The organism is Labrenzia sp. THAF187b (assembly GCF_009363375.1).
Taxonomy (GTDB): domain Bacteria; phylum Pseudomonadota; class Alphaproteobacteria; order Rhizobiales; family Stappiaceae; genus Roseibium; species Roseibium algicola.
The window spans coordinates 666,288-688,922 of sequence record NZ_CP045344.1 but is presented as its reverse complement, the minus strand read 5'-3'; the positions used below and the strand labels follow the sequence as shown (position 1 = coordinate 688,922).

Annotated in this window: 22 protein-coding genes and 1 tRNA gene; 16 read left to right on the top strand and 7 right to left on the bottom strand. The window is 60.1% G+C overall.

Annotated elements, in window-relative coordinates:
* Nucleotides 1–124: 124 nt before the first annotated feature.
* Nucleotides 125–751: a (d)CMP kinase gene (gene cmk / locus FIV03_RS03220; RefSeq protein WP_152508655.1), complete on the bottom strand. Its 627-nt coding sequence runs from the start codon at nucleotides 749–751 to the stop codon at nucleotides 125–127.
* Nucleotides 748–2,103, bottom strand: coding sequence for a 3-phosphoshikimate 1-carboxyvinyltransferase (gene aroA / locus FIV03_RS03215; RefSeq protein WP_173013757.1), 1,356 nt, complete (start codon nucleotides 2,101–2,103; stop codon nucleotides 748–750). Before aroA ends, cmk begins: the two co-directional genes overlap by 4 nt.
* A 324-nt stretch (nucleotides 2,104–2,427) precedes the next feature.
* Between aroA and FIV03_RS03210 the strand changes: the two genes are divergently transcribed.
* From FIV03_RS03210 to FIV03_RS03175, 8 genes are all read left to right on the top strand, one after another.
* Entirely contained in the window at nucleotides 2,428–2,823 is a 396-nt protein-coding gene (locus FIV03_RS03210; RefSeq protein WP_152508654.1) for a TIGR02300 family protein, read from the top strand.
* Nucleotides 2,824–2,974: 151 nt separating this feature from the next.
* Nucleotides 2,975–3,050 (top strand) — tRNA-Ala (locus tag FIV03_RS03205).
* Between the two features lie 382 nt (nucleotides 3,051–3,432).
* Entirely contained in the window at nucleotides 3,433–3,966 is a 534-nt protein-coding gene (locus FIV03_RS03200; RefSeq protein ID WP_152508653.1) for a GtrA family protein, read from the top strand.
* A 10-nt stretch (nucleotides 3,967–3,976) separates the two neighbouring features.
* Nucleotides 3,977–4,765 carry a glycosyltransferase family 2 protein gene (locus FIV03_RS03195; RefSeq protein ID WP_152508652.1) on the top strand — a complete coding sequence of 263 codons (789 nt, stop codon included), beginning with the start codon at nucleotides 3,977–3,979 and terminating at the stop codon, nucleotides 4,763–4,765.
* A 10-nt stretch (nucleotides 4,766–4,775) separates the two neighbouring features.
* Nucleotides 4,776–5,714 (top strand): lysylphosphatidylglycerol synthase domain-containing protein, encoded by a 939-nt coding sequence (locus tag FIV03_RS03190; protein ID WP_173013756.1) that lies wholly within the window; start codon nucleotides 4,776–4,778, stop codon nucleotides 5,712–5,714.
* Nucleotides 5,711–7,183, top strand: a complete 1,473-nt coding sequence (locus FIV03_RS03185) for a hypothetical protein (protein ID WP_152508650.1) — start codon at nucleotides 5,711–5,713, stop codon at nucleotides 7,181–7,183. Before FIV03_RS03190 ends, FIV03_RS03185 begins: the two co-directional genes overlap by 4 nt.
* Complete coding sequence (locus FIV03_RS03180) at nucleotides 7,183–7,941, top strand: glycosyltransferase family 2 protein (protein ID WP_055657259.1); 759 nt, start codon at nucleotides 7,183–7,185, stop codon at nucleotides 7,939–7,941. Before FIV03_RS03185 ends, FIV03_RS03180 begins: the two co-directional genes overlap by 1 nt.
* Nucleotides 7,938–9,605 (top strand): hypothetical protein, encoded by a 1,668-nt coding sequence (locus FIV03_RS03175; protein ID WP_152508649.1) that lies wholly within the window; start codon nucleotides 7,938–7,940, stop codon nucleotides 9,603–9,605. The genes FIV03_RS03180 and FIV03_RS03175 overlap by 4 nt, the downstream gene beginning before the upstream one ends.
* Before the next feature lie 70 nt (nucleotides 9,606–9,675).
* On the opposite strand, the gene FIV03_RS03170 is transcribed toward FIV03_RS03175, so the two are convergent.
* Nucleotides 9,676–10,032 (bottom strand): hypothetical protein, encoded by a 357-nt coding sequence (locus tag FIV03_RS03170; protein WP_286202260.1) that lies wholly within the window; start codon nucleotides 10,030–10,032, stop codon nucleotides 9,676–9,678.
* 344 nt (nucleotides 10,033–10,376) lie between these two features.
* Between FIV03_RS03170 and FIV03_RS03165 the strand changes: the two genes are divergently transcribed.
* The 7 genes from FIV03_RS03165 to FIV03_RS03135 all read left to right on the top strand — a co-directional run bounded on the left by FIV03_RS03165 (nucleotide 10,377) and on the right by FIV03_RS03135 (nucleotide 18,516).
* Nucleotides 10,377–11,747 carry an extracellular solute-binding protein gene (locus FIV03_RS03165; protein WP_152508648.1) on the top strand — a complete coding sequence of 457 codons (1,371 nt, stop codon included), beginning with the start codon at nucleotides 10,377–10,379 and terminating at the stop codon, nucleotides 11,745–11,747.
* Nucleotides 11,748–11,812: 65 nt separating this feature from the next.
* Nucleotides 11,813–13,120, top strand: a complete 1,308-nt coding sequence (locus FIV03_RS03160; RefSeq protein WP_152508647.1) for a sugar ABC transporter permease — start codon at nucleotides 11,813–11,815, stop codon at nucleotides 13,118–13,120.
* A gap of 13 nt (nucleotides 13,121–13,133) precedes the next feature.
* Nucleotides 13,134–13,961, top strand: a complete 828-nt coding sequence (locus FIV03_RS03155; protein WP_022998937.1) for a carbohydrate ABC transporter permease — start codon at nucleotides 13,134–13,136, stop codon at nucleotides 13,959–13,961.
* Nucleotides 13,961–15,019, top strand: a complete 1,059-nt coding sequence (locus tag FIV03_RS03150) for an ABC transporter ATP-binding protein (protein WP_077290967.1) — start codon at nucleotides 13,961–13,963, stop codon at nucleotides 15,017–15,019. The genes FIV03_RS03155 and FIV03_RS03150 overlap by 1 nt, the downstream gene beginning before the upstream one ends.
* Complete coding sequence (locus FIV03_RS03145) at nucleotides 15,019–16,500, top strand: glycerophosphodiester phosphodiesterase family protein (RefSeq protein ID WP_152508646.1); 1,482 nt, start codon at nucleotides 15,019–15,021, stop codon at nucleotides 16,498–16,500. The genes FIV03_RS03150 and FIV03_RS03145 overlap by 1 nt, the downstream gene beginning before the upstream one ends.
* Nucleotides 16,501–16,511: 11 nt before the next feature.
* A complete protein-coding gene (locus tag FIV03_RS03140; RefSeq protein ID WP_152508645.1) occupies nucleotides 16,512–17,540 on the top strand; it encodes a LacI family DNA-binding transcriptional regulator in 1,029 nt (342 codons plus the stop codon).
* Nucleotides 17,541–17,685: 145 nt separating this feature from the next.
* Nucleotides 17,686–18,516: a TolB family protein gene (locus tag FIV03_RS03135; RefSeq protein ID WP_152508644.1), complete on the top strand. Its 831-nt coding sequence runs from the start codon at nucleotides 17,686–17,688 to the stop codon at nucleotides 18,514–18,516.
* Between the two features lie 13 nt (nucleotides 18,517–18,529).
* Here FIV03_RS03135 and FIV03_RS03130 read toward each other — a convergent pair whose 3' ends face one another.
* Nucleotides 18,530–19,450 carry a DMT family transporter gene (locus tag FIV03_RS03130; RefSeq protein ID WP_152508643.1) on the bottom strand — a complete coding sequence of 307 codons (921 nt, stop codon included), beginning with the start codon at nucleotides 19,448–19,450 and terminating at the stop codon, nucleotides 18,530–18,532.
* 147 nt (nucleotides 19,451–19,597) lie between these two features.
* On the opposite strand from FIV03_RS03130, the gene FIV03_RS03125 reads away from it, so the two are divergent.
* Nucleotides 19,598–20,449, top strand: a complete 852-nt coding sequence (locus FIV03_RS03125) for a LysR substrate-binding domain-containing protein (RefSeq protein ID WP_152508642.1) — start codon at nucleotides 19,598–19,600, stop codon at nucleotides 20,447–20,449.
* A gap of 33 nt (nucleotides 20,450–20,482) precedes the next feature.
* Here FIV03_RS03125 and FIV03_RS03120 read toward each other — a convergent pair whose 3' ends face one another.
* The 3 genes from FIV03_RS03120 to FIV03_RS03110 form a co-directional block, all read right to left on the bottom strand.
* On the bottom strand, nucleotides 20,483–20,833 hold the full coding sequence (locus tag FIV03_RS03120) for a carboxymuconolactone decarboxylase family protein (protein WP_152508641.1): 351 nt from the start codon (nucleotides 20,831–20,833) through the stop codon (nucleotides 20,483–20,485).
* A gap of 208 nt (nucleotides 20,834–21,041) precedes the next feature.
* Nucleotides 21,042–21,728, bottom strand: a complete 687-nt coding sequence (locus FIV03_RS03115; protein WP_152508640.1) for a metal-binding protein ZinT — start codon at nucleotides 21,726–21,728, stop codon at nucleotides 21,042–21,044.
* A gap of 322 nt (nucleotides 21,729–22,050) precedes the next feature.
* Nucleotides 22,051–22,629 carry a glutathione peroxidase gene (locus FIV03_RS03110; protein WP_152508639.1) on the bottom strand — a complete coding sequence of 193 codons (579 nt, stop codon included), beginning with the start codon at nucleotides 22,627–22,629 and terminating at the stop codon, nucleotides 22,051–22,053.
* Between the last annotated feature and the right edge of the window lie 6 nt (nucleotides 22,630–22,635).

The window sequence follows — 22,635 nt, the reverse complement described above, 5'->3', positions numbered from 1 at the left end:
AGGTCGCCGGAAAAGGCGCCCTGCCGAAATTCTCTGGTCGTTCCGTAAAGAACTGATGGCCTGAGGCCACATGCGTTCCGGATGCACAAACAGGGGCGCACCGGTGGTGAACCCCTTGTCCTTATCAGGCACCCCTGGCGCGGGAGATGATATCCACAGCCGCCTGGAACGCGGTCTCTATATCCATTTCTGTCGTATCAAGCAAGACCGCATCGTCCGCCTGGCGCATTGGAGCCACGGTTCGCCTGGAATCGCGCTCGTCCCGGCGCTTGAGATCCTCCAGAACGGCGGCATATTGCGCGTCCTGCCCCTTGGAGACCATCTCGTCGGTCCGGCGCTTTGCGCGGGCCTCGGGAGAGGCGGTCACGAACAGCTTCACAGTTGCATCGGGGCACACCACTGTGCCGATGTCGCGCCCGTCGAGAACGGCGCCGGGAGGCGTCTGGGCGAAACGCCGCTGCAGCTTTACCAACTCGTCGCGAAGGCCGCCGAGAACCGCGATGCGTGACGCCGCTTCGCCGATCTCGTGCGCCGACAGGACGGACTTGTCCATCTGGGCCAGATCGAGATTATGGGCAATCTCGATGGCAACACCTTCGTCGCCAAGCGGCAGGCCATTGGCCAGAAGCGCGGCCGCAACCGCGCGATAGGTCAGCCCGGTGTCCAGGTGCCGCAGTCCGAAATGATCTGCCAGCCGGCGGGAGAGGGTCCCCTTGCCGGAAGCCGCCGGTCCGTCGATTGCGATGATCATGCGGCCTCGCTGGTGTTTGCGGAAATCTTAGCGCCAAGGCCGTCGAAGAGACCGGTGAAGGTCGGAAAGCTGGTTGCGATCACAGCGCCGTCGTCCACCGTCACCGGCTTGTGGGCAGCCATGCCCAGCACCAGGAAGGACATGGCGATGCGGTGGTCGAGATGGGTCACCACCGTGCCGCCACCGATCGCATCGGCACCACCGGTCACGGTCAGCGTGTCCTCGGTTTCAACGCAAGGGATGCCGTTGGCTTCCAGCCCGCGGGCAACAGCGGCCAGGCGGTCGGATTCCTTCACGCGCAGCTCCTCGAGCCCCGGCATGAACGTGTCGCCTTCGGCAAATGCGGCGGCAATGGCCAGCACCGGATATTCGTCGATCATAGACGGCGCCCGGTCGGCCGGAACAGTGATGCCCTTCAGCTTGCTGGCCTTCACATGCAGATCGCCCACTTCCTCGCCGCCCGTTTCGCGGCGATTGACGATCGATATGTCGCCGCCCATTTCGATCAGGGTGGTGATGAGACCGGTGCGGTGCTCGTTCAGGAGAACGTTTTCGATGACGACGTCCGAACCCGGCACGATCAATGCCGCCACCAGGGGGAAACCCGCCGAGGAAGGATCGCCAGGCACGTCAATGTCCTGTGGCTTCAGTTCAGGCTGGCCCTGCAGCTTGATCACGCGCTCGCCGGCCTCGTTCACGGTTACGGAAATGTCGGCGCCGAAACCCTTCAGCATCTTTTCCGTGTGGTCGCGTGTCGGGATCGGTTCGATGACGGTGGTTTCGCCAGCGGCATTGAGGCCGGCCAGCAGAACGGCCGATTTGACCTGCGCCGAAGGCATGGGCACCCGGTAGGTGATCGGCAGTGCCTGCTCCGGGCCGCGGATGGACGCCGGCAGACGGTCGCCGTCGCGGGCAATCACGTTGGTACCCATGTCGCGCAGCGGGTTGAGCACACGGCCCATCGGCCGTTTGGACAGGGAAGCGTCGCCGACAAATGTAGCGGCGATGTTGTGGCTTCCGAAGATGCCCATCGTCAGGCGCACGCCGGTGCCGGCATTGCCGAAGTCGATGACATGCTCCGGCTCAAGCAGGCTGCCGAGGCCGATCCCGTCGACGGTATAGCTGCCGTCCTCGAGCTTGGTGATGGTTGCGCCGACAGCACGCATGGCGTCAGCCGTGGCCAGCACGTCTTCCGATTCAAGCAGACCCTTCACGGTGGTACGGCCGACGGCAAGCGCGCCGAACATCAGGGATCTGTGTGAGATGGACTTGTCGCCGGGCACGCGGATCGTGCCGGTCAAGGGGCTGCCCAGGCTGGAAGTCAGAGGCTTGGGCGCAGAATCGTGTGACATTTTCAATGTCCGCAAATTGGATCGGTTGTCAAAAGGTGACACGTCCTATCATGTGGATGCGCCTGCGTCATCCGTTCAGACCGCCCGAATCCGAACTTCGCAAGATTTCCCGGCATTGGCAGAACGACAAGCAGATTCAAACGTGTGCCGGTCTGCAGGGCGTGTGGGTAACGCGGTCAGGTGCTTGAAATTTGAGCCACAACGTGCAGAACAATAATCCGAAGAATGTTTTTCGATTGATTTGCCTTTGACACCGGAACGGCTTGAGGCTATGGGGCGGCCCACGAATTCAAGTCGATTGCATAACGAAGAAGGGTGAGCACAGTGGCAAAACCTGAACTTGGCACAAAGCGGCTCTGCCCGAGCTGCGGCGCCAAATACTACGATCTCAACCGGAACCCGGTCACCTGCCCGAAATGCGGCACGGTGTTCGAGGCGGTCATGACCTCCCGTGCCGCGAAGGCTGCGAAGGTCGAAGAGACGCCGGAAGACGATGAAGAAGAAGACGATGTCGCAGCTCCGGAAATCGTGACCTTGGAAGAGGCCGATGCGGAAGCGGAAGGCGGCGACGACGATGTGCCGGATCTGGAAGATACGGACGTCGATCTCGACGACGACGAAAATAGTGACGACGACGACGTCTTTATCGACGATGAAGACGAAGACGAAGAATCCGTTCCGGGCATCCGCGTCGAAATCGACGAAGATCCGGATCGCTAAGCTATTGTCCGGACAGGCTTTTCAGTCTGTCCGGGCTTTTCCACAAGTGGCAGAAAAGATCCTGATATTTTCTGCTTGATCTTGTGTGGAGGTGTGACTATAACCCGCCTCCATCGACGCCGGCACCCAAACCGGCTCTCATATGGAACATGGGGCCATAGCTCAGTTGGGAGAGCGCTACAATGGCATTGTAGAGGTCAGGGGTTCGATTCCCCTTGGCTCCACCATTCCTTTCTTTCCTCGAAAAATTTGCATTTTGAGCCGAACAGGCAGTGGGCTGTGTGCGGGTTGGCATTGCCGCGAGCTGTCGCCGATTGACCGTTCTGCCGCCACCGGGAAGCCGTTCCCGAACCCTTGCATCGCATCCCAGCGGTTGTTGGCACGGACACCTTCCACATATCCAGACCCATTGTCAGATTCGCCGATTAACGGCATTGAAACAATTCACCGCTAGTGTTTCCCGGCATGAGATAAGGTCGTTTCGGTCAGACAGTTCGACGGAAACGGCTTCTTTGTTTTCAGGATGTGAACAGGTTTTTCCGATGCCGGCCGAGCGCAATTTCAGCATATGGATCGACCGTCTTTCCAGCGGTTGCTGACGGTGGCTTCATGAAGGACGCCGGGAGCGCATCTATCGTCGTGGAACGCGACGGCAAACAAAAGTCAGGGTCGTCTTCCTTGAACCGTTACAATGCGATTGCAAAGCGCTTCTCGGGATTTGCCCTGATCTCCGGCATAGGCTGGTGCCTGGATTTCCTGACCATGGCAACGCTCACGCAGAGTGGGCTGCCCGTGTTCTGGGCAAACTTCATCGGTGCCTTCTGCGGCGTGACCTTCGTTTTCTTCGTTGCCGGCAAGCACATCTTCGAGAAGGCCGGCAACAGGTCGACGACAGTGCTCCTGGCACTCTACTGGATCTGGCAGGTTGTCGCGGTGACCGCCGCCTCGGCTCTGACGGCCGGGTTGAGCTGGGCCTTGATGTCGTTGCTGGTCACAGTTGACGGCACTGCCTTCGTTGCCGGTTTGGGACTGAAGCCAGTGACCTTGTGCGGGGTCACGGCCAAGATGCTGGTTACACCATTCACCCTTGTCGCGAATTTCTTTTTCATGCGGTTTCTGCTCGAACACCGCAAGTCAGATTGAGGTGGCCTTCATGACCGGCCGGGTTCTCGTTTTCATTCCCTGCTACAATTGCGAAGCGCAGATCCCGCGTGTGCTGAAGCAACTGGAGGCACCGGAGGTTCAGGCTGTCGTTGATGGTGTCCTGTGTGTCGACAACCGGTCGACGGACGGCACGCGCGAGGCGGCACAGGCGGGGTTGGCGAAACTCGGATATGCCGAAACGGCCTTGCTGCACAACGACGACAATTACGGTCTCGGCGGTTCGCACAAGGTCGCGATCAATTTCGCGATGGTGAACGGCTACGACTATCTAGTGGTGCTGCATGGTGACGATCAGGGTGCGATTGCCGATCTGGTGCCGCATATCGCGGCCGGCCGTCACAAGGATCTCGACTTTCTGATGGGCGCACGCTTCATGAAAGGCTCCAAGCTGGAGGGCTATTCCTTGCTGCGCACGGCGGCCAACCACACCTTCAACCTGATCTTTTCGGCAATCAGCGGCCGGCGTCTCTTCGACCTCGGCTCCGGACTGAACCTGTTCAAGGTAGAGGCCTTCAAGTCCGGCTTTCACCTGAAATATGCCGACGACCTGACCTTCAACTATTACCTGATCCTGGGTGTTGTCCGGAACCGGTTCCGACTGGGGTTCTTTCCGCTCACCTGGCGCGAAGACGACCAGATATCCAATGCGAAGCTGAGCAAGATGGGCTTCCAGCTTCTGCGCATTGTCAGCTTCCGTCTGTTCAAGCCGACCGCTTTCTTTGCGACCGATCACCGGCAGACACCGCGCGCCGCCTATCCCTCGACGCGGATTGCCTGAGGTGGGGTTTGTGCGGACATCTCCACGCTTGCGGCAGGCCAGGTTGCCGGCCGGCCTCGCCCTGCATTACGCGGTCCTGTTCCTGCCGTTCGGTCTCGCGATCTGGTGGCTGGCCGAGCAGGGGTTGGGTGAGCTTGCGGGCAAGCCGTGGCAGGCGCTCCTTGTTGCAGGCGGCATCTATCTCGGCTCGCATTGTGTGCGCGCTGTTCGTCTTGCGATCATGGCTTCGCGGCTGCTCGGCATTTCCGGGCGCTCCAGCGCGCTGCTGCATCTGGTGACCAGCCAGGGCGCCCTCGTCATTCCCTTCAAGCTTGGTGAGATCCTGAGGCTGCACCAGCTCTGGTATCTGGGCAAAAGCTTTCCCGGCGCGCTGATCATCATCCTTCTGGAGCGGTTTTTCGACGGGTTGATGATCCTCGTCCTGCTCGTCGTCGTTTATGCCTACCACGGTCCGCTGGCCACCGGGCCTATGGTCCTTCTGGCCGTCACCAGCCTTGCAGTGCTGGCGGGCCTTGTCGTCTTCGTGCTTGGCCCCGGCATCCTGCGGGCCGTGCAACATTATGTGGTTCTGAACCACCGGAACCCGAATTCCTTGCGGCACCTGGGTCAGCTGGACGGATTGCGTCAGATCACGACACGAGGGGCCGATCTTTTCCGCGTACAGGGACCGGTGCTGCTGGTCATGTCCATGGTCATCTGGGGCCTGGAAGCATTGGCGGCGACTGTGCTGGCATACACCTCCGCCAATTTTGTCGAAACCAGCGGGATCGTGCTTCTGGCCGAGCGGGTGTTCGAGGGGCCAGTTGCCAGTTTCCAGGGCGCCATCGGAGCCTGGAGCAGCCTGTGTCTTCTGTCCCTTGCGCTGGTCTGGCCGCTTGCCATGTGGATCTATCTTCCGCGAGTGCGCAACGAGCCGCTACGTGCCCAGAACAGGACCGGTGCCTTATGACGAAAGCACTTTCCGTAATCCTAGACGACCGGGATCCACCGGCAGAAAGCGTGCGGGCCGCGCTTGGCGAAGTCCGGTTCTCCGACATCATGCGCCGCCGCCAGACACTGGCGAAGGAGCTGACGGCCATGTCCCTGGAGGCCGGTGCGGAAACGGTGGAACACCTGATGTCGCCTGAAAGCGGTGTCGAGCTTGCAGACCGCATCCGCGACCGGGGCGACGCCGCAATCTATCTGCGCGTGCCGCTCTGTCTGCCGCCGCTCGATCCGGAAGGCTTTTCGGTGCTGGTGCGCAAGGCCGGATACGCCTTGAAGACCATGCTCGCCAGCCCGGTCATCAATGATGAGGCCGTCGCCGTTCTGTTCCATGCCGAAGCCGCGTCGCTTCTATGCGCGGAAACGCCTGAGGCCCGCCGTCTCCTGCTGCTGTCGTTGCGCGATCGTACGGAGATCATCACGGACCACGCCCGCTTCATCGATATCCGCGAGCCGCGCAACCTGATGCTGTTTCTGTCCGGTGCGACAGAACTCCGGCATTTCAATTCCGCCCGTTCGGAAGACAACGTCTTTCACAAGCAGTCCACCGACATTGCAAAAATGCGTGCCGAGCACGGCTTCTTCCATGCCGCACCGCCTGAACTGCAACGTTTCCTGCTGCCCACGTTCGGGTTCTGGGAAGACGGCAAGAAGGCCGGCTACCAGATGGAGCATCTGGCGATCCCGGATGCGGCGTTGCAATGGGTGCATCACTCGTTCACGGAAGGTGATTTCAAGGTCCTGCTCGATCAGATCTTCAACTACCTGAACGCCAGAACGCCGGGAAAGAAAGACCGGGCACGGGCCGAAACCCAGATCCTGGAAAAACTGGACAAGCGGCTTGCGGGGTTCCTGGAGACGGAGCGCGGCAGACAGACCAACCAGATTCTGGAAAAAGCCGGTCCGCGCGGTGGATTGCCCGACATGCTGGAGCAGGCACGGCCCTTCATTCGAAAGGCGGTCGGCACGACGGATCAGCTGGTGTTTTCCCACGGCGATCCGTGCTTTTCCAACGTCCTGTTCGACAGGCGGATCGGGCTGATGCGGCTGATCGATCCGCGTGGAGCGTTGTCCGCGGACGATGCGATGATGCATCCGCTTTATGATGTCGCCAAGATTAGTCACTCCATTCTGGGCTGCTATGACTATGTCAACAACGGGCTGTTCCGCGTGTATCTGAACAAGGAACTGCGGTTGGAACTCGACTGGGCGATCGCGCCTCCCGCGGATTGGGCCGAGCGGCACTTCTGCGACAGGCTGGAGGCGGAAGGCTTCGACATCGCCCATGTGCGTGCGGTCGAACTTTCGCTGTTCCTGTCGATGCTGCCGCTTCACACCGACCACCCCGACAAACTCGTCGGCTTTGCGCTGATCGCGGCCTCGATCCTCGATCAGCTTGAAAGCGGACAGAAACGGCAGAGAAAGGCCAGCTGATGAGCGGCGTAGTAGCGATTACGATGGCCGGGATGGGCAGCCGTTTCACCAAGGCGGGCTACGACCGTCCGAAGTATGAAATCGAGGCGCTCGGCCGGCCCCTGTTCGACTGGTCCATGCTCTCGATGGAGGCCTACCGCGAGGCGGGCTGGTCGTTCTGCTTTGCCGTGCGCAGCGGATTGAACGCGCCCGATTTTCTGACAGCCCGCTGCAAGGCGCTCGGCATTCAGGTTGACGGCATCGTCGAGCTTGACGAACTCACCGACGGCCAGGCGACAACGGCTCTGGAACTGGTTGCCACGGCTTCGGAAAACCAGCCACTCGCCATCTTCAACATCGACACCTACGTGGCGCCGGGTGCGATGAAGCCGGCAGACCCGGCGGTTTGTGCCGGGCATGTGCCGTGTTTTCCCGGACCGGGTAACGGCTGGTCCTTCGCACGCACCGATGCGGATGGACGTGTGGTGGAGCTTCGCGAAAAGGAGCGCATTTCCGATCATGCGACCGTCGGCCTTTACTGGTTCGACAGCGTCGCCCGCTACCGGGACGTCTATGCCCGCTTCTTCCGCAACAGCGGCGAGGAGAAGGGCGAGCGCTACATCGCGCCGATGTACAACCAGATCATCGCGGACGGGGCGGCTGTCTCCATCAGTCAGCTGGCGTTCGAGGATGTCGGAATGCTCGGTACGCCGGAGCAACTGGAGGCATTCATTGCCTCACCGCCGCCTTCCGCAGCAAAGTGGACGATTGCCAAATGATTGCCCTTTCGACTTATGCCTTTGCCATCCTGCTGTTTCCGGTACTTGTCGCAGTCTGGTATTTGCGAAAGGACCATGCCTCCGGCTTTATCGGCTTGCTTGGCCTGTTGGCCGCGGGTGTGCTGATTGCCGTCAGCGCGACGCTGCCGCACCTGTTCTTTGATCACGAACGTTACCTGCACGATCTTTGGACCGCCTTCGATACGGCAAACAAATCTGCCTATGGTCAGGCCTCCAGCGTCGATTATTTCAGTCCGATCGGACCGGTCTATGACTGGGTTTTCCGGATAGCGGTCGAGCTGCGCCCGCAGGATGCGACTTCGGTTCCCCTGGCAAGTGCCATATTCGGACTGGGAACCTTCGTTCTGGCGGTTCTCACTCTGACGAGACAGGTGAGTTTCGGCACGCTTGGCCTCGTTCTGCTGGTGGCGGTCGCGACAGTCGTGACACCGCGCGAACCGGACATGATCTTTGCCCAGACCAGCATGAGCTGGCTTGCCCCCTATAACCGTTGGGCGGCGGCCCTTGCAGCTGTCGTTACCGTGGCCTTTTGCTGTCCTCCGGGGCGCAGGGGCGTGCCGGAGGCTTTGCTGCTGGGCTTTTCGATTGCCGTCGTCTTTCTGATCAAGGTCACATTCGGCGCTGCCCTCGTGGGCTTGCTGGTCGCGGCAACGGTGTTCCGGAACGTCTCGATCAAGCATGCAGTTGTGGTCTTGATCGGCCTTGCGGCGTCGCTTGCGGCCGCAGAGCTGGTGACGGGCCAGGTCACCGCGAACCTCGCGGACATCAAGACCGTCTCCGGATTTGCCAAGGAAACCTGGCGCATCATCAAGCTGATTACCCAGCTTGGGGAGGCTGCGGTCTGGGCCATCGGCAGCGCTGTGCTTTATCTCCTGCTGTGCGAAAACAGTGCTGAACCCAAACGCTTCACACCTGTCGTCCTGATCCTGGTCGCCGCTGCCATGGCCTGCGTCATTCTCATGCAGAACCATTGGCTGTCGGAAAGCCCGGTCTATGCAATGCTTCCGATCATCGCCGCACAGTGGGCAGGTCTATTCCGCAAGGGGGATACAGCGGCGGTCTCCGTCGAAAGACAGTCGAAGGCCCTGACGCTGAAGATCCTGTCGGTCCTCACCATTGCAATCGCCCTCATCTATCCGGCTCGTGATGGCGGCGCCATGGTCGCGCAATTCCTGCAAAGCCGGCAGTATCCGGCAGACGAACGGCTGGCCAATACCGGGCAGGCAGGCTTCGTGCTGCATCCGCGCTGGCTGGAACAGCCTGATGAGGAAGTAACCGTCGACTACAACAGGATGCTGGATGGTTTCAGCCTGCTGCAGGAAGTCGGGGCTGCAGATCCGGATGCCGGGCCTGTACTGGCTCTCAACTTCGCCAATCCGTTTCCGGCCCTTCTCAACAAGCCTTCACCCGCCAGGGTGCCGATCTGGTTCCACAATGGCAGAACCTTCTCCAATGAGATCCATCAGCCGGAAGAAGAGTTCTTCTCCGATGCGGAGTTCGTGATCCTCGGTCATGGCGACCCGTCCGGAGAAGCGCTTTGGGAAATCTACCGGCCGTATGTGCAGGAGCACTACGAAGAAGCCGCCAGCAGCCCTTCCTGGACCGTCTACCGAAAGAAAGGTCAGGACGGTCAGAACCTGTAACACCGATAAATCGGCCGGCGCAAAGATAGACAGGCTTCGCGGTCAGCCGGCTGCGAAGCCTGTTTTGACGTCAGTTTTTCGGTGCGTTGTCGAGCAGGGTGTCGATCTCCGATTTTGACATGCGGACGAACTCGTCCGGCCGGATGGCGCGGTCGTCTACATAAAATCCTTCATGTCCGCACCATGGCTTGCCGACGAAGATCTCGTCATAGGGAATGTCGTGCTTTTGCAGCCACTCGATGATGATCGGCACCGTGTGCGCCGTGATCTTGCCGACATTGTTTTCATGAGTCCGCATGTTGCGTGCGGTCTGGATCACGATCTCGAAGCCCTGTTCCTTGTACTCCCGCAGCTTCTCGATGAGGGGCAGGTTCGGTGAGACGTTCCTGTAGTCGGAAGTGTCTGCCAGGGTCAGGGTTCCGTCCAAATCGATAACAAGGCGCTTTATGGGTTCAACTCCCCGCTGGTCCGGCTTCTCAGAACCCGGAAGGTCATGAAAATTGTTGTTCGGGGTTTTGCTATATCCAAAAATCATCAAGGCCGAGTAAAGCGCCCCTCCGTCTGTCGTCTCGCCGTCGTGATCGGCTTTTATGATCAAGATGAAGCCAGGGTCGTCACATTGTGCGGCACCTGAAATTCGCAACGCTGTCACATGCCCGTAATACCCGCCCGCTAGAACCCGCTTTGCACACGTGTGCAAAACATGTTTATTCTTTCCACATGGCACTTCCGGGAGGGAGGTGTCGCAACACAGACAGCAGGCGAAATACGATGAGCATTCTCGTTTCCAAACTGCGCCAGTCCACAGCGGCTGCCGTCCTGGCTCTCACCACCGCGGCTTTTGCCGGAGACGCCCTGGCAAAAGACCTCACCATCACCGTCTGGGCAGGCGGTTCCAATGACAGCGACGTCTACCGTCTCGATGCTATCGAGATGGCAGCTGACATCCTGTCCCGCGAATATGCGATTGCTGGTGAAGACCTGAACATCACTGTCGAAAAGAAGCGTGACTTTGCCGGTTGGGAGGAATTCAAGCAGGCCGTGACCCTGGCCGCTGAAGCCGGCAGCGCCCCGAATATTGTTGTGACCAGCCACCTGGATATCGCTCCCTGGAGCCAGTCCGGCCTGATCGTTCCTGTCGAGGATTATGTCGACATGGACACCTGGCCGATCAACAACATCTACGAAAACCTGCTCGATATCACGACCTACAACGGCGTCGTCTACGGTCTGCCGCAGGATGCCGAAAGTCGTCCGTTCTTCTTCTGGCGCGAAACTATGAAGAAGATCGGTTACACCGATGAAGAGATCGACGCGCTTCCGGCCAGGGTCGAAGCTGGCGAATACACGCTCCAGAACGTACTGGAAGACGCCAAGAAAGCCGTCGACATGGAAATCGTCGAAGAAGGCTACGGCTTTTATCCGCGCGTTTCCAACGGTCCGGATTATGCCCAGTTCTACCAGTCCTTCGGCGGCGAACTGATGGACAGCGAAACCGGTAAACTGATCCTGGACAAACAGGCGATGACCGATTTCTACCAGTTCTTCGTGGACGCTGTCGACGCGAAGGTGACCCGCAAGAACCACATCGGCACCGAGTGGGACCAGTGGTACGCGGAAGTGGCATCCGGCAAGGCGGCCCTGTGGCACGGCGGCACCTGGCACTATGCGCGCTACACCGGCAAGGAAGGCCTTGACGATTTCTTCGCCAACATCCAGTTCTCGCTCATTCCGGCAGGCAATGAAAACGGCCAGGCCAACACCATCACCCATCCGCTGGCCTATCTGCTCACCAAGCAGGACGATGAAGACGATATCGAGATCGCCGCACAGCTGATCAAGATCGCGTCCGAACCGCGCATCAACACGCTGCATGCGATCAAGTCTGCACACCTGGGCATCGCCCGGGAGCAGTCCAACATCGAGCTTTACGCCAACGACCGTTGGGCGGCCGAAGCGACCCGTCGCCTGCTGCCGCACGCCAATGCACAGCCGAACAACCCGAACTACGGCAAGTTCTCGGAGATCATGTTCAAGGGTCTGGAAACAGCCTGGACCGGCACGAAGTCTCCGGCTGACGCAGTTGCCGAAGTGGAAGCGGAAATGACGGCCGTGCTCGGCGACGACCTGATCGTCCGCTAAGCCATCCATCCTCCATCTGCCTTGCCGGGCGGTCCGCCGCCCGGCTTACATTTCAAGGGGACAAGATGCGACGCGCGCACCTGCTCGGGCTGGGGTTCATGGCCCCTGCGCTCTTCATCATTGTGTTTCTGTTTCTGGCGCCGGTGGCGCTGACAATGATGTTTTCCTTCACCAGCATGAGTTCCGGTACCGGCATTTCTTCCGGCGGTGCCTATGAGGTTACGGAACGCACGATCCGGATGCTCAAGGACCAGGGGTTTCCAGAAGCCACGGCAGATCGTCTGGCCGAGGACACCTACAAGATCGACGCGGCCGGTATCGCAGCCGTCGAAGCCGAATACGGCAAGGCTTTCGCGCAGGAGATCGAAGCCAGTTTGTCCGGCAAGAGTTTTGCCGGCCGGCGTGACCTGGAGCGCGAACTGAAGCGCCTGAAGGAACGCCCGCGCTCGACACGCGATCTGAAGAAAGCCGCCGATCTCTTCAAGCGCTCGATCCTCAACACGCGGTTCGAAACAAAAGAAGCTTTCATGACGGGCATTGGCGAGCTGGGGCTCGGCCTTCCGGAAAGCGAAACCGACCAGCTTGCCAGGACCGCCTATACCGGCTGGGTCTGGACGACGGAAAACTACAGCCTGATCGCCTCGCTGCCGTCTTCGCTCCGGGCTGCCGGCAACACGCTGATCTACGTATCGCTGACGCTGTCCTTCAACATCGGCTTCGGTCTCTTCCTGGCTGTGACGACCTTCTATCTGCCGGCCGCGGCCGCAACCACATTCCGGACGATATGGTTCCTGCCGCGCATCCTGCCGCCTGTCATCTACGTGATGATGTGGAAGTGGATGGCCTGGGACACCGGTTTCCTGTCCAGCTTTCTGGCCCATTTCGGCGTGCCGCCGCGAAACTGGATGCTGCATTCGGACATCAATGCCTGGGTGGTTGTCATCCTCATCAACGGTTTCGTCGGGGCGTCGCTCGGCATGATCCTGTTTTCCAGCGCCATCAAGGCAATTCCCGAAACCATGCTGCATGCAAGCGAAGTGGATGGCGCCAATCGCCTCCAGCAGATCCGCTACATCATTCTGCCGCAGCTCAGATGGCCGATCCTGTTCACCACCGCCTATCAGACGCTCTCGTTGCTGACCTCCTTCGACTACATCTACCTGTCGACGGACGGCGGACCGGGCAAGGCAACCGAAGTGTGGGCGCTCTACACCTTCCACACCGCGCTGAACAACTATGGCGGAGTTCTGCAATACGGTCTCGGGGCTGCGCTGGCGATGGTCCTGGTCGTCATCGGCATTGCCGCATCGCTGATCTATCTGCGCCTCTTCAATTTCAACGAACTCGTGGCCAAGCCGCGTATCGAGCAATAGGGGAGAGACGGACATGAGACCCAACTTCCGCGTCTGGCCTGTCCTGGTGCTGCTCAGCATCCTGTCGCTGCCACTGGTGCTAATGTATTTCTACCTGGTGGTGGACACATTCACCGACACCACGGCAGGTTCACTCCTGCCGGACAGCTTCACCCTCGAACACTGGAAATTCCTGTTCGAAACACCTGAAACCGGACGGGCAAGCATCTGGCCGGTCACGGCCAACACCTTCCTGTTTGCCGGTTCCACCAGCCTGATCGTGGTGATGGTGTCGCTGACGGCAGGCTACGCTCTGTCCCGATTGAACATGCCGTTCCGCAAGTTCTTCCTTGGCGGCGTCCTGACCCTGCACGCCTTCCCGACGGTGACCCTGATCATCGCCATCTTCCTGATGCTGCAGATGAGCGGCCTCTACAACACGCTGATCGGCGTGATCCTGGTGAAGACGGCTCTGGAGCTGCCGCTCGGCATCTGGATCATGAAGGGCTTTTACGACACCGTGCCCTGGGAAATCGAAATGGCGGGCATCACCGACGGCGCCAGCCGCTTCACCGTGTGGTGGAAACTGGTTCTGCCCCAGGTGCAGCCCGGCATCGCTGCTCTGGCGCTGTTCTCCTTCCTGGAAGCCTGGAAGGAATTCATCCTGCCGCAGGTTCTGGCGCCCAGTGGCGCGTCGCAGGTGCTGGCGACCTATCTCCAGAACATCATCGCGGACGACCGCAAGCCGGACTTCAACCTCTTCAAGTCCATCGGGCTGTTCTACGCCCTTCCGGTCATTTTCATCTACGTGGTTTTCAACCGCAAACTCATGAACATCTACGGCGGAGGCACGAAAGGCTGATGCGTATCGCACTTGAAAACTTCACCAAGAAATTTGGTGAGACCACCGTCATCGACAACATGTCCCTGACGATCGACAGCGGCGAGATGCTGGCCCTGCTCGGGCCTTCCGGCTGCGGCAAATCCACGACGCTGTTTGCCGTGTGCGGCATTCACCGTATGGACGGTGGCCGTCTTCTGTTTGGCGAAAGGGACGTCACGACCGTTCCCTCGCAGCAACGCAACGTCGGCGTCGTATTCCAGAACTATGCGCTCTACCCGCACATGACCGTCCACGAGAATATCGCGTTTCCGCTGAAGGTGCGCCGCGAGAACAAGGCCGATATTGACCGCAAGGTCCAGGAGATCGCCAGTCTCGTCCAGATCGGAGAGTTGATGGCGCGCCGCCCCGTGCAGCTGTCCGGTGGACAGCAGCAGCGCGTGGCCCTGGCACGGGCACTGGTCCGTGAGCCCGACATTCTGTTGCTCGACGAGCCTCTGGCAAACCTCGATGCGAAACTGCGTCTGGAAATGCGCTCGGAGATCCGGCGCATTCAGCAGGAAACCGGCATTACCGCGGTGCTTGTCACACACGATCAGGTCGAAGCCATGTCCATGTGCGACCGGATCGCGATCATGAAGAAGGGCGAGATCGTCCAACTGTCCAGCCCTTCGGAAATGTATGACAACCCTTCGTCGGACTTCGTCGCAGGCTTCCTCGGCAATCCGCCGATCGCGTTTCTCGACGGGGCAACGGAAGAGGGTGGTTTCCGCCTGGCAAACTCGAAGGTCAAACTGCCGATCCCGTCCGGTATTGCGGCGCCCGGTCACGGCGCGCCGATGCGTCTCGGCATTCGTCCGGAGTTCTTTCAGCCGGACCACCCGCTGAAGGTGACCGGCAAGGTCAGCTTCGTCGAGATCCAGGGCCGGGAAGAGCTTTACGACGTTACCCTGGAAAACGGTGCCGTGCTGCGGTCGATCCAGCCACATGGCGGCAATTACAAGCTGGGTGACGAGGTCACCTGGGGCATTGCGGAAGACCGCATTCTTGCCTTTGGTCCGGACGGCGGCAGGCTCTGATGGAAACGGCATTGCAAGTATTCAAGCCGGGCCGCGCCTGGCTCGGCGAACCGAGACCCGTTCCGCTTTCCATCGCCCACCGTGGTGCCAGCGCCTATGCCTTCGACAACACGATGCGGGCATATGAAATCGCCCATGAGCTTGGGGCGGAGATGTGGGAGGTCGATGTCCGGCTGACGGCGGACAGGGTTCCGGTTGCCTTTCACGATGAAGACCTCAAGGCAGTCTGCGGACTTGACCTCAAGGTTGCCGATGTGACCGCCGCCCGGCTGCAGGCTCTGACCGCCGAGTCTGGCCGTGAAGCCCCCCTGTTCTCGCAGATTGCCGGGCTTGCAGCCCGTCTTGGCGCGGGCATCTATCTGGATGCCAAGGAAGGCGAGGCGGCCTCGCTGGCCATCGCGGAGCTTCTGGCCCACCGGATCGAGCGGGTGATCGTTGGTGCAAACACGCCTGACTATGCATCCGAACTGATCGCTGGCGGCTGTCCCTATCCCGTGTCCATCCTGGTCGGGGTGGGCACGGATCCTTTCCCGATTGCCGATCAGTGCGGCGCCGAAATCGTCCATCCCTGCTGGGAGCGCGCGGGGCAACGGCCGGACCGTTTGCTGGATGAAGCTTTCTTTGCCAGGGCAAGAGAGCGCGGACTGCCGGTCGTGACCTGGCATGAAGAGCGTGTCGATGTGGTCGAGGCTCTGGTGAAGATGCCGATCCTCGGTATCTGTTCGGATCAGCCGGAAATGGTCGCAAGGTTCGCCCGTTCTGCCGTCACAAGCCCGGAAATCGTCTGCCATCGGGGAGCCTGCAAGGTGGCTCCGGAAAACACGCTGGCTTCGGCAAAGGCAGCCTGGGCAGCAGGCTTCGACTACGTCGAGATCGATGTCCAGGAAACGGCGGACGGGCAGCTTGTTGTCCATCATGACGCCACGCTGGACCGAACCACCAGTGGCAGTGGTGCAATCACGGAAAAGACCGGCGCCGCGCTGGCATTGCTGGATGCCGGCCGCAAGTTCGATCCCTTTTTCGAAGGAGAAAGCATCCCGCCCCTCTGTGCGGTTCTGGAAACGGCACTGCGAATGGGCGGCAAGCTCTATGTCGAGCTGAAACAGGCGGATCCGCACCATACTGTGTCCAAGGTGCTGGGAATGATGGCGGCCGAGGACGTGTTCTTCTGGGCCCATGATGTCGGGCGACTGCGGGCCATTCACGATGCCTTTCCGCAGGCGAAACTGATGGTGCGGGTGGAGGATTTCGAGTCCCTGGAAACGTGCCTCTCCACCTTCCGTGCCGGGATTGTCGAATTCAATGCGACGAATGCCGGTCCGGCGGCCTTTGAGGCGGTGAGGGCGGCCGGGCGCAAGGCGATGATCGCCTACATGGGCAACGACCCTGCCGAGATCGAACGCCTGTTGGCCTTGAAGCCGGATCTCTTCAACGTGAATGAGCCCTTTCTCGTCGCCCGGATGCTCGGTAAAAGCATATAAACGGAAGAAACATGCCTGACGCTCCTGGTCACAAGAAAACAGTCAATTCCTTCGACGTCGCTCGCCTGGCGGGCGTGTCACGTTCGGCTGTTTCCAGAACCTTCACCGACGGTGCCAGCGTCTCCAAGGAAACCCGGGACAAGGTGATCGCAGCCGCGCGTGAACTCGGTTATCGGGTCAACGTGCTGGCCCGCTCGCTGCACAAGCAGAAGTCCGACCTGGTGGGCGTCGTCGCGGCCGATCTCGACAATCCGTTCCGCTCCGAGCAGATAGACCTTCTGTCCAAGGGGCTGCTGGAATGCGGGTTCAGGCCGATCCTGCTGCGTGGAGAAAAGTCGACGGATGTTGCCGACCTGATCGGGTCCCTGCTGCAATACAGTGTCGCCGGGGTCATCGTCACGTCCGATACCCCGCCGGAAGAGATCTGCATCGAATGTCTTGAAAACGGTGTGCCTCTGGTGGTGGTTAACAAGCGTGACCCGGGAGCACCGGTCGACCGGGTCGTGACCGCCTTCGAGGACGGTGGCCGGAAAGCGTATGAACATCTGATCGCAAGCGGGTGCCGAAAGCTGGCGGTCGTCACCCCGGAACGCTCGTCTTTCTCCATCAACGGCCGCGCGCTCGCATTCGAACAGGCGGCCAATGACGGTGGTGTGCCGGTGATACGGATCGCCTGGGGCGCACAGACCTATGACGGCGGACTGGCGGCCGCGGAATTCGTCCACCGGGTACGCAGCGAGGTCGACGGTGTCTTTTGTACAGCTGACTACCTGGCGCTGGGAGTTCTTGACGGCCTGCGTCACATCCACGGGCTGCGCGTGCCACAGGACATTCAGGTGGTCGGCTACGATGACATTCCCCAAGCCGCGTGGAAGGCTTACGACCTGACCACCTTCTCCCAGAGCCGTCATGACCTTTGTGAGGCGACGCTCGACCTGCTGATGCAACGTCTGGAAAACCCGGACCTCCCGCAGCAGGTCAGGGTATGCGACGTACATCTGGTGCAGAGGGCAACCACCCGGGGACAGGTCGGCGGTTGAGCGAGGCGCTGGTGCAGGGGCACCAATCGAACTGCTGTCCAACAGCATATTGGATTAGCAGCGCCGGTCAGCTGTTGGGCGCCATATCCGGCCTTTCTCCGAAGGGCTGTCCCGTGCCAAGCTCCGAAGAAATCTGGAGCAGATGATGAAAAGCATTCTTGCATCGGTCGATATTGAAACCGGGACGGAAACCGTTTTGTACGAAACGGACCGCCATCTGGAAGCGCCCAACTGGACGCCTGACGGGGCCACACTGATTGTCAACGGTGGTGGCCGGCTCTACCGCTTCCCGCTCGACAATCCGGCGTTGATCGAGATTGACACAGGCTATGCCAAAGCCCTCAACAATGACCACGGGCTGTCACCGGATGGAACGATGCTGGCGGTCAGCGACGGGACAGAGACAGGGGAAAGCTGCATCTACACGCTACCGGTAATAGGCGGTGCGCCACGGCGGATAACTTCGCAGACACCATCCTACTGGCACGGCTGGTCACCGGACGGAGAGACACTTGCCTACGTCGGCAAACGGCCGGAAACCGGCGACACCTTCCAGGTGTTCACGATTGGCCTGAACGGTGGCGCGGAAAAACAGGTCACCCGTGACTTCGACCATTGCGACGGACCGGACTATACGCCTGACGGCAAGTGGATCTGGTTCAACGGTGAAAGATCGGGATCTGTTCAGCTCTGGCGCATCAGGCCGGACGGCAGCGACTTGCAGCAGATGACAAGCGATAAGCGGGTCAACTGGTTTCCGCATCCTTCGCCCGACGGCAGGTTTGTGGCCTATCTTGCCTTTGAGGCTGGCACGACGGGACACCCGGCCAATCGGCCGGTCGAGCTTCGCCTGATGTCCGCCGACGGTGGTACTCCACATATGCTGCGGTCACTCTTCGGCGGCCAGGGAACGCTCAATGTTCCCTCCTGGGCACCGGACAGCAGGCGCTTTGCCTATGTCAAATACGAGCCATGACGGGACAGGTGCGCTAGCGGGAGGCGGGCGGCACAAGCTGTGCATCGGCGGCTGTGGTCAGTCTCCGGACGCCCCACCGCAGCGTAACCGCAAGGCTGGACAGGATGATGAGCCCCAGGCCGGCAAGTTGCAGTGCGCTGATCAGATGGCCGTAGGCAAGAGCATCCACCAGAACCGCACTGGCCGGATAAAGGAACAGCAGCACGGCAATGACCGGCGTCGTCAGTTTCGGCAAGGCCTTGTAGAGTACGACATAAACACCGCCTGTATGAACGAGGCCGATGATCGCCAGCCATCCCCATTGGTCTGCCGATAGGGTCAGTGGACCGGCCGGGCTGAAGGCTGCCAGCATCAAGGTGCCGGTGGCAAACTGAACGGTGGCAAGTTGTGGAGCGGAAATTCCGGTCAGTCCCTTGGCGATGATCGTCACGCCGGCATAAAGAAATGCGGCCGCCAGTGTCGCGGCGAGGCCAAGGAGATAGGACCGGTCTGCCGTCAGTTCCATTCCGCTCAGCCCGGTGGCCAGTGCAAGGCCGACCAGCGCGAGACCGATCCACAGGAGGGTGACGGCCTGTAGCCTTTCCCGAAAGACGAAGGCGCCCAGAACCACCACGAGAAACGGCTGGATGTGGAACGTGATGGTGGCAACGGCAATGCCGGTTCTCTGAATACCTTCGAAGAACAACACCCAATTGCCTGCCATCAGAACGCCGCTCACAACAGCCATGGCCAGGATGCGCGGCGGCAGTCTGGCAAGCCGGGAAAGATCACCCCGATACCAGCAGTAGAGAGCCAGGGCCAGGCCTCCGATCGCGCATCGATAGAAGGCGACGGTAACGGGGTCCGCACCGCTTTCCAGAACACACAGTCCGATTGTACCGAGCAGGGTCTGCGCCGCGATAAGGCCGATCATGCCTTCCATCTGTCTGGTCATGAGACGTGTCCTGACTGGCGGCGATTGCACACCGCAAACTGATACAACATCGACGCATTTCCGCCGTTGGGCTCTTAATTGAGGCCTCTTTCATTGTTTGGTCAAACGATATAATCTGAATATACTTGTTGGAATTTCTGAAGAATAATGCAGCTCGATCACGCTCTTCTGCGAACCTTTCTCGCCTGTGTCGATGCGATGAGCTTCTCTCGCGCGGCAGCGCGCGTGCACAAGTCACCTGCCACCGTGTCCATGCAGATTCAGCGGCTGGAAGACCGCATCGGCAAGCCGTTGTTTGTGCGCGACACGCGCAACCTCGCACTCACGCGCGCTGGCGAGGAACTGGAAGGTTATGCCAGACGGATCCTGCGCCTGCATGATGAGGCGGTGGAAGCCTTTCGCAGGCCCGACATGGAAGGCTCGGTCACGATCGGCGCGCCGGACGATTACATTGCCGCCATGCTGCCGGATGTTTTGCGACGGTTCGCAAGCCTGTTTCCACGTGTGGAGCTGAATGTCGTCTGTGCCCAGTCGACGGCACTGCTGCCGCAGGTCGATGAGGGCAAGATCGACCTGGCGATCGTTACGCGTACGGGCGGCACGGAAGGGCGTCTGATCCGCCGGGAGCCGATGGTCTGGATCAGCTCCCGCGATGGTCAGGCGCTGGAGCGTGACCCGCTCCCCGTAGCTCTGTACGAGCCTGGCAGCCAGGCTCGGTCAGTGACCCTGACGGCGCTGGGCCGCAGCGGCCTGCGATACCGCTCCGCCTATTCCAGCTTCAGCCATTCCGCTCTGGTCACGCTTGTCGAGGCGGGCCTTGCCGTTGCCGCCGTCGTGCAGATGGCGGTTCCCTCAACGGTGGAACGTGTCGACCAGGATCGAGGTCTGCCGTCACTGGAGCCGCTGGACATCATCCTGGTACGCAGCAAACGGGCTGAAACCAGCGCTTGTGAAGCCCTGGCAACAGCCCTCCTGGAAGGGGAGGTGAAAACGAGATGAACGGATGTCCTGAACGCACAGGACAGGTTTTGTTCAATCGTCGTCCTTCAGTCCGTCAAAAGCTGCCAGTGCTTCAGCGCCGTAGATCATGGACGGACCTCCACCCAAATAGACAGAGACGCCGATCACTTCGAGAATCTCGTCCCTGTTCGCGCCGAGGCGTGCTGCGGCACGAGCGTGATAGGCAAGGCAGCCGTCGCAGCGTGCGGTAATGCCGATGGCCAGTGCGATCAGTTCCTTGGTTTTTGCGTCAAGCGCACCGGGAGCAGTCGCGGCTTTCGCCAGGGATCCGAAGCCTTTTGCGACCTCCGGAATGCCTTTGCGGACGGCGGCCATGCGTTCATCGGTTTGTGCAACGAATTCGTTCCAGTCGGAAACAGCCATGCATCATCTCCATGTTGCCGGAAATCACGTCAGGCAGCCTAGGCGCGGACCGCAATGCAGGCGTTGATGTGGCTCAAGCTTTGGCGGGCAGAGGATGACTTTGGCGCCCGGACAGCAAACGCGGCCCGAACCGGGACGAAGCGATGGGCGCGGAGCCGATGCTGGTGACCAGACAGCGCCCATCGTCAATTTCAGCTCATGCGCAGTCTCAGTGAGCCGTCATTTCGTGGACGATCTCGTCTCCGTTCAACGCCGCCGGATAATAGGTCGGCCAGTTGGTCAGTTCCTTGAGGATTTCCTGCCGGTCTTCACCCCAGTAAAGATGATAGTGATCGGACTTCGACGGTGCGATCCTGTGATCGCTGAACTGGATGAAGGCCGGGGCGTTGTCGTCACCTGCGGTTTTCCTGAAGATGAAGCGGACGCCGCGGTTGCCTTTTTTGTAGTTCAGGATTTCGAAGCCGTCGGCAATGTACTGACCTTCGAAGGCGCCGTCTTCAGTCTGGAAAGTCACGCTGTCCGCGCCGATCACGATCCGGTCGACATCGGTGCGATAGCCAGTCTCGTAGTAGGATTTGTACTCTTCAGCCGACTTGCTGCCGTGTTCAGCCTTGTGGGCCATGACAGGATCGAGCGTTCCATCCTGAAGGTATGGATAAACGGATTGCCATTCGCCTTGCCAATCGGTGAGCGGACGCGGCTGGATCTGGCTGTCTTCGAAGTAACCCTTGTAGATCTGCCGCTCGGCATCACTCGAGTGATCGTGTGAATGCTTGTGCGAATGGTCGTGTTTAGCCGAGTTGCCCTTGGCTTCCTGCGCCTGGATGGGAGCGGCCACGAGAAGCGACGCTATGAGCGCACATGCGCCTGCCAGCCTGCCAAACCGTGATTGCATGGATCTGATCCTCTGCTGATTGGGGAAGGGAAAGTATCAAATTGATTCGTAATGTTATTACATTACTAAAATTGCGTAGCGCAATCCACGTGGCCAGGCAATGTCAAAGTTATATTTTCCAGCCAGCCAGCCAGCCGCCCTGCCAGCCAGACAGACAAGCAGCCACGACGCGGAGTGGGAGATAATCAGAAGGGGGAAAGAGCGGGGTGATCTTCTCGGGAAGACGCACCTTCTGAAGGACAGCCGTCCGCAAGAGGGCGTACACGCCTGATTGCGCGTTGTCCGCTTCGTTTGAAAAGTTGCTGTAGACCGCTTCCGGGGATCAGGATCCGGGCAGGGCCTTCTCGATCGCGGCGGTCACGTCCGACGCGGTCGGCGGCACAGGCGTCGGGAACCAGGCAAGGATGCTGCCGTCTGGCCCGACGAGATACTTGTGGAAGTTCCAGTAGGGGCGTGCCGTGGGGCCAAGCTCGCTTGCGGCCCATCGATAAAAAGGATGGGCCTTTTCGCCCTTCACGACCGTCTTGGCGGTCAGTGGAAATTCGGCACCGTACTTGGCTTCGCAGAACTTTGCGATGTCGCCGTCGGCGCGCGGTTCCTGGCCGCCGAAATCGTTGGACGGAACCCCGAGCACAAGCAAGCCGCGGTCCGAATAGATTTCATGCAGCTTCTGCAAGCCGGCCAGTTGCCCGCTGAAGCCACATTCCGTTGCCGTGTTGACGATCAGAATGGCCTTGCCGGCATAATCCTTGAGCGCAATCGGTTCGCCATAGGGCATTTCGAAGGTGAAGGCATGGGCCGACTGAGCTGCTTCGCTTTGGGCCTCGAGGTCCTTGGCTTGAGCAACGGCACAAAGGCACGTTGCCGCCAGACACCAGACGAAAGAAAGAAGCCGGTACATTTCAAC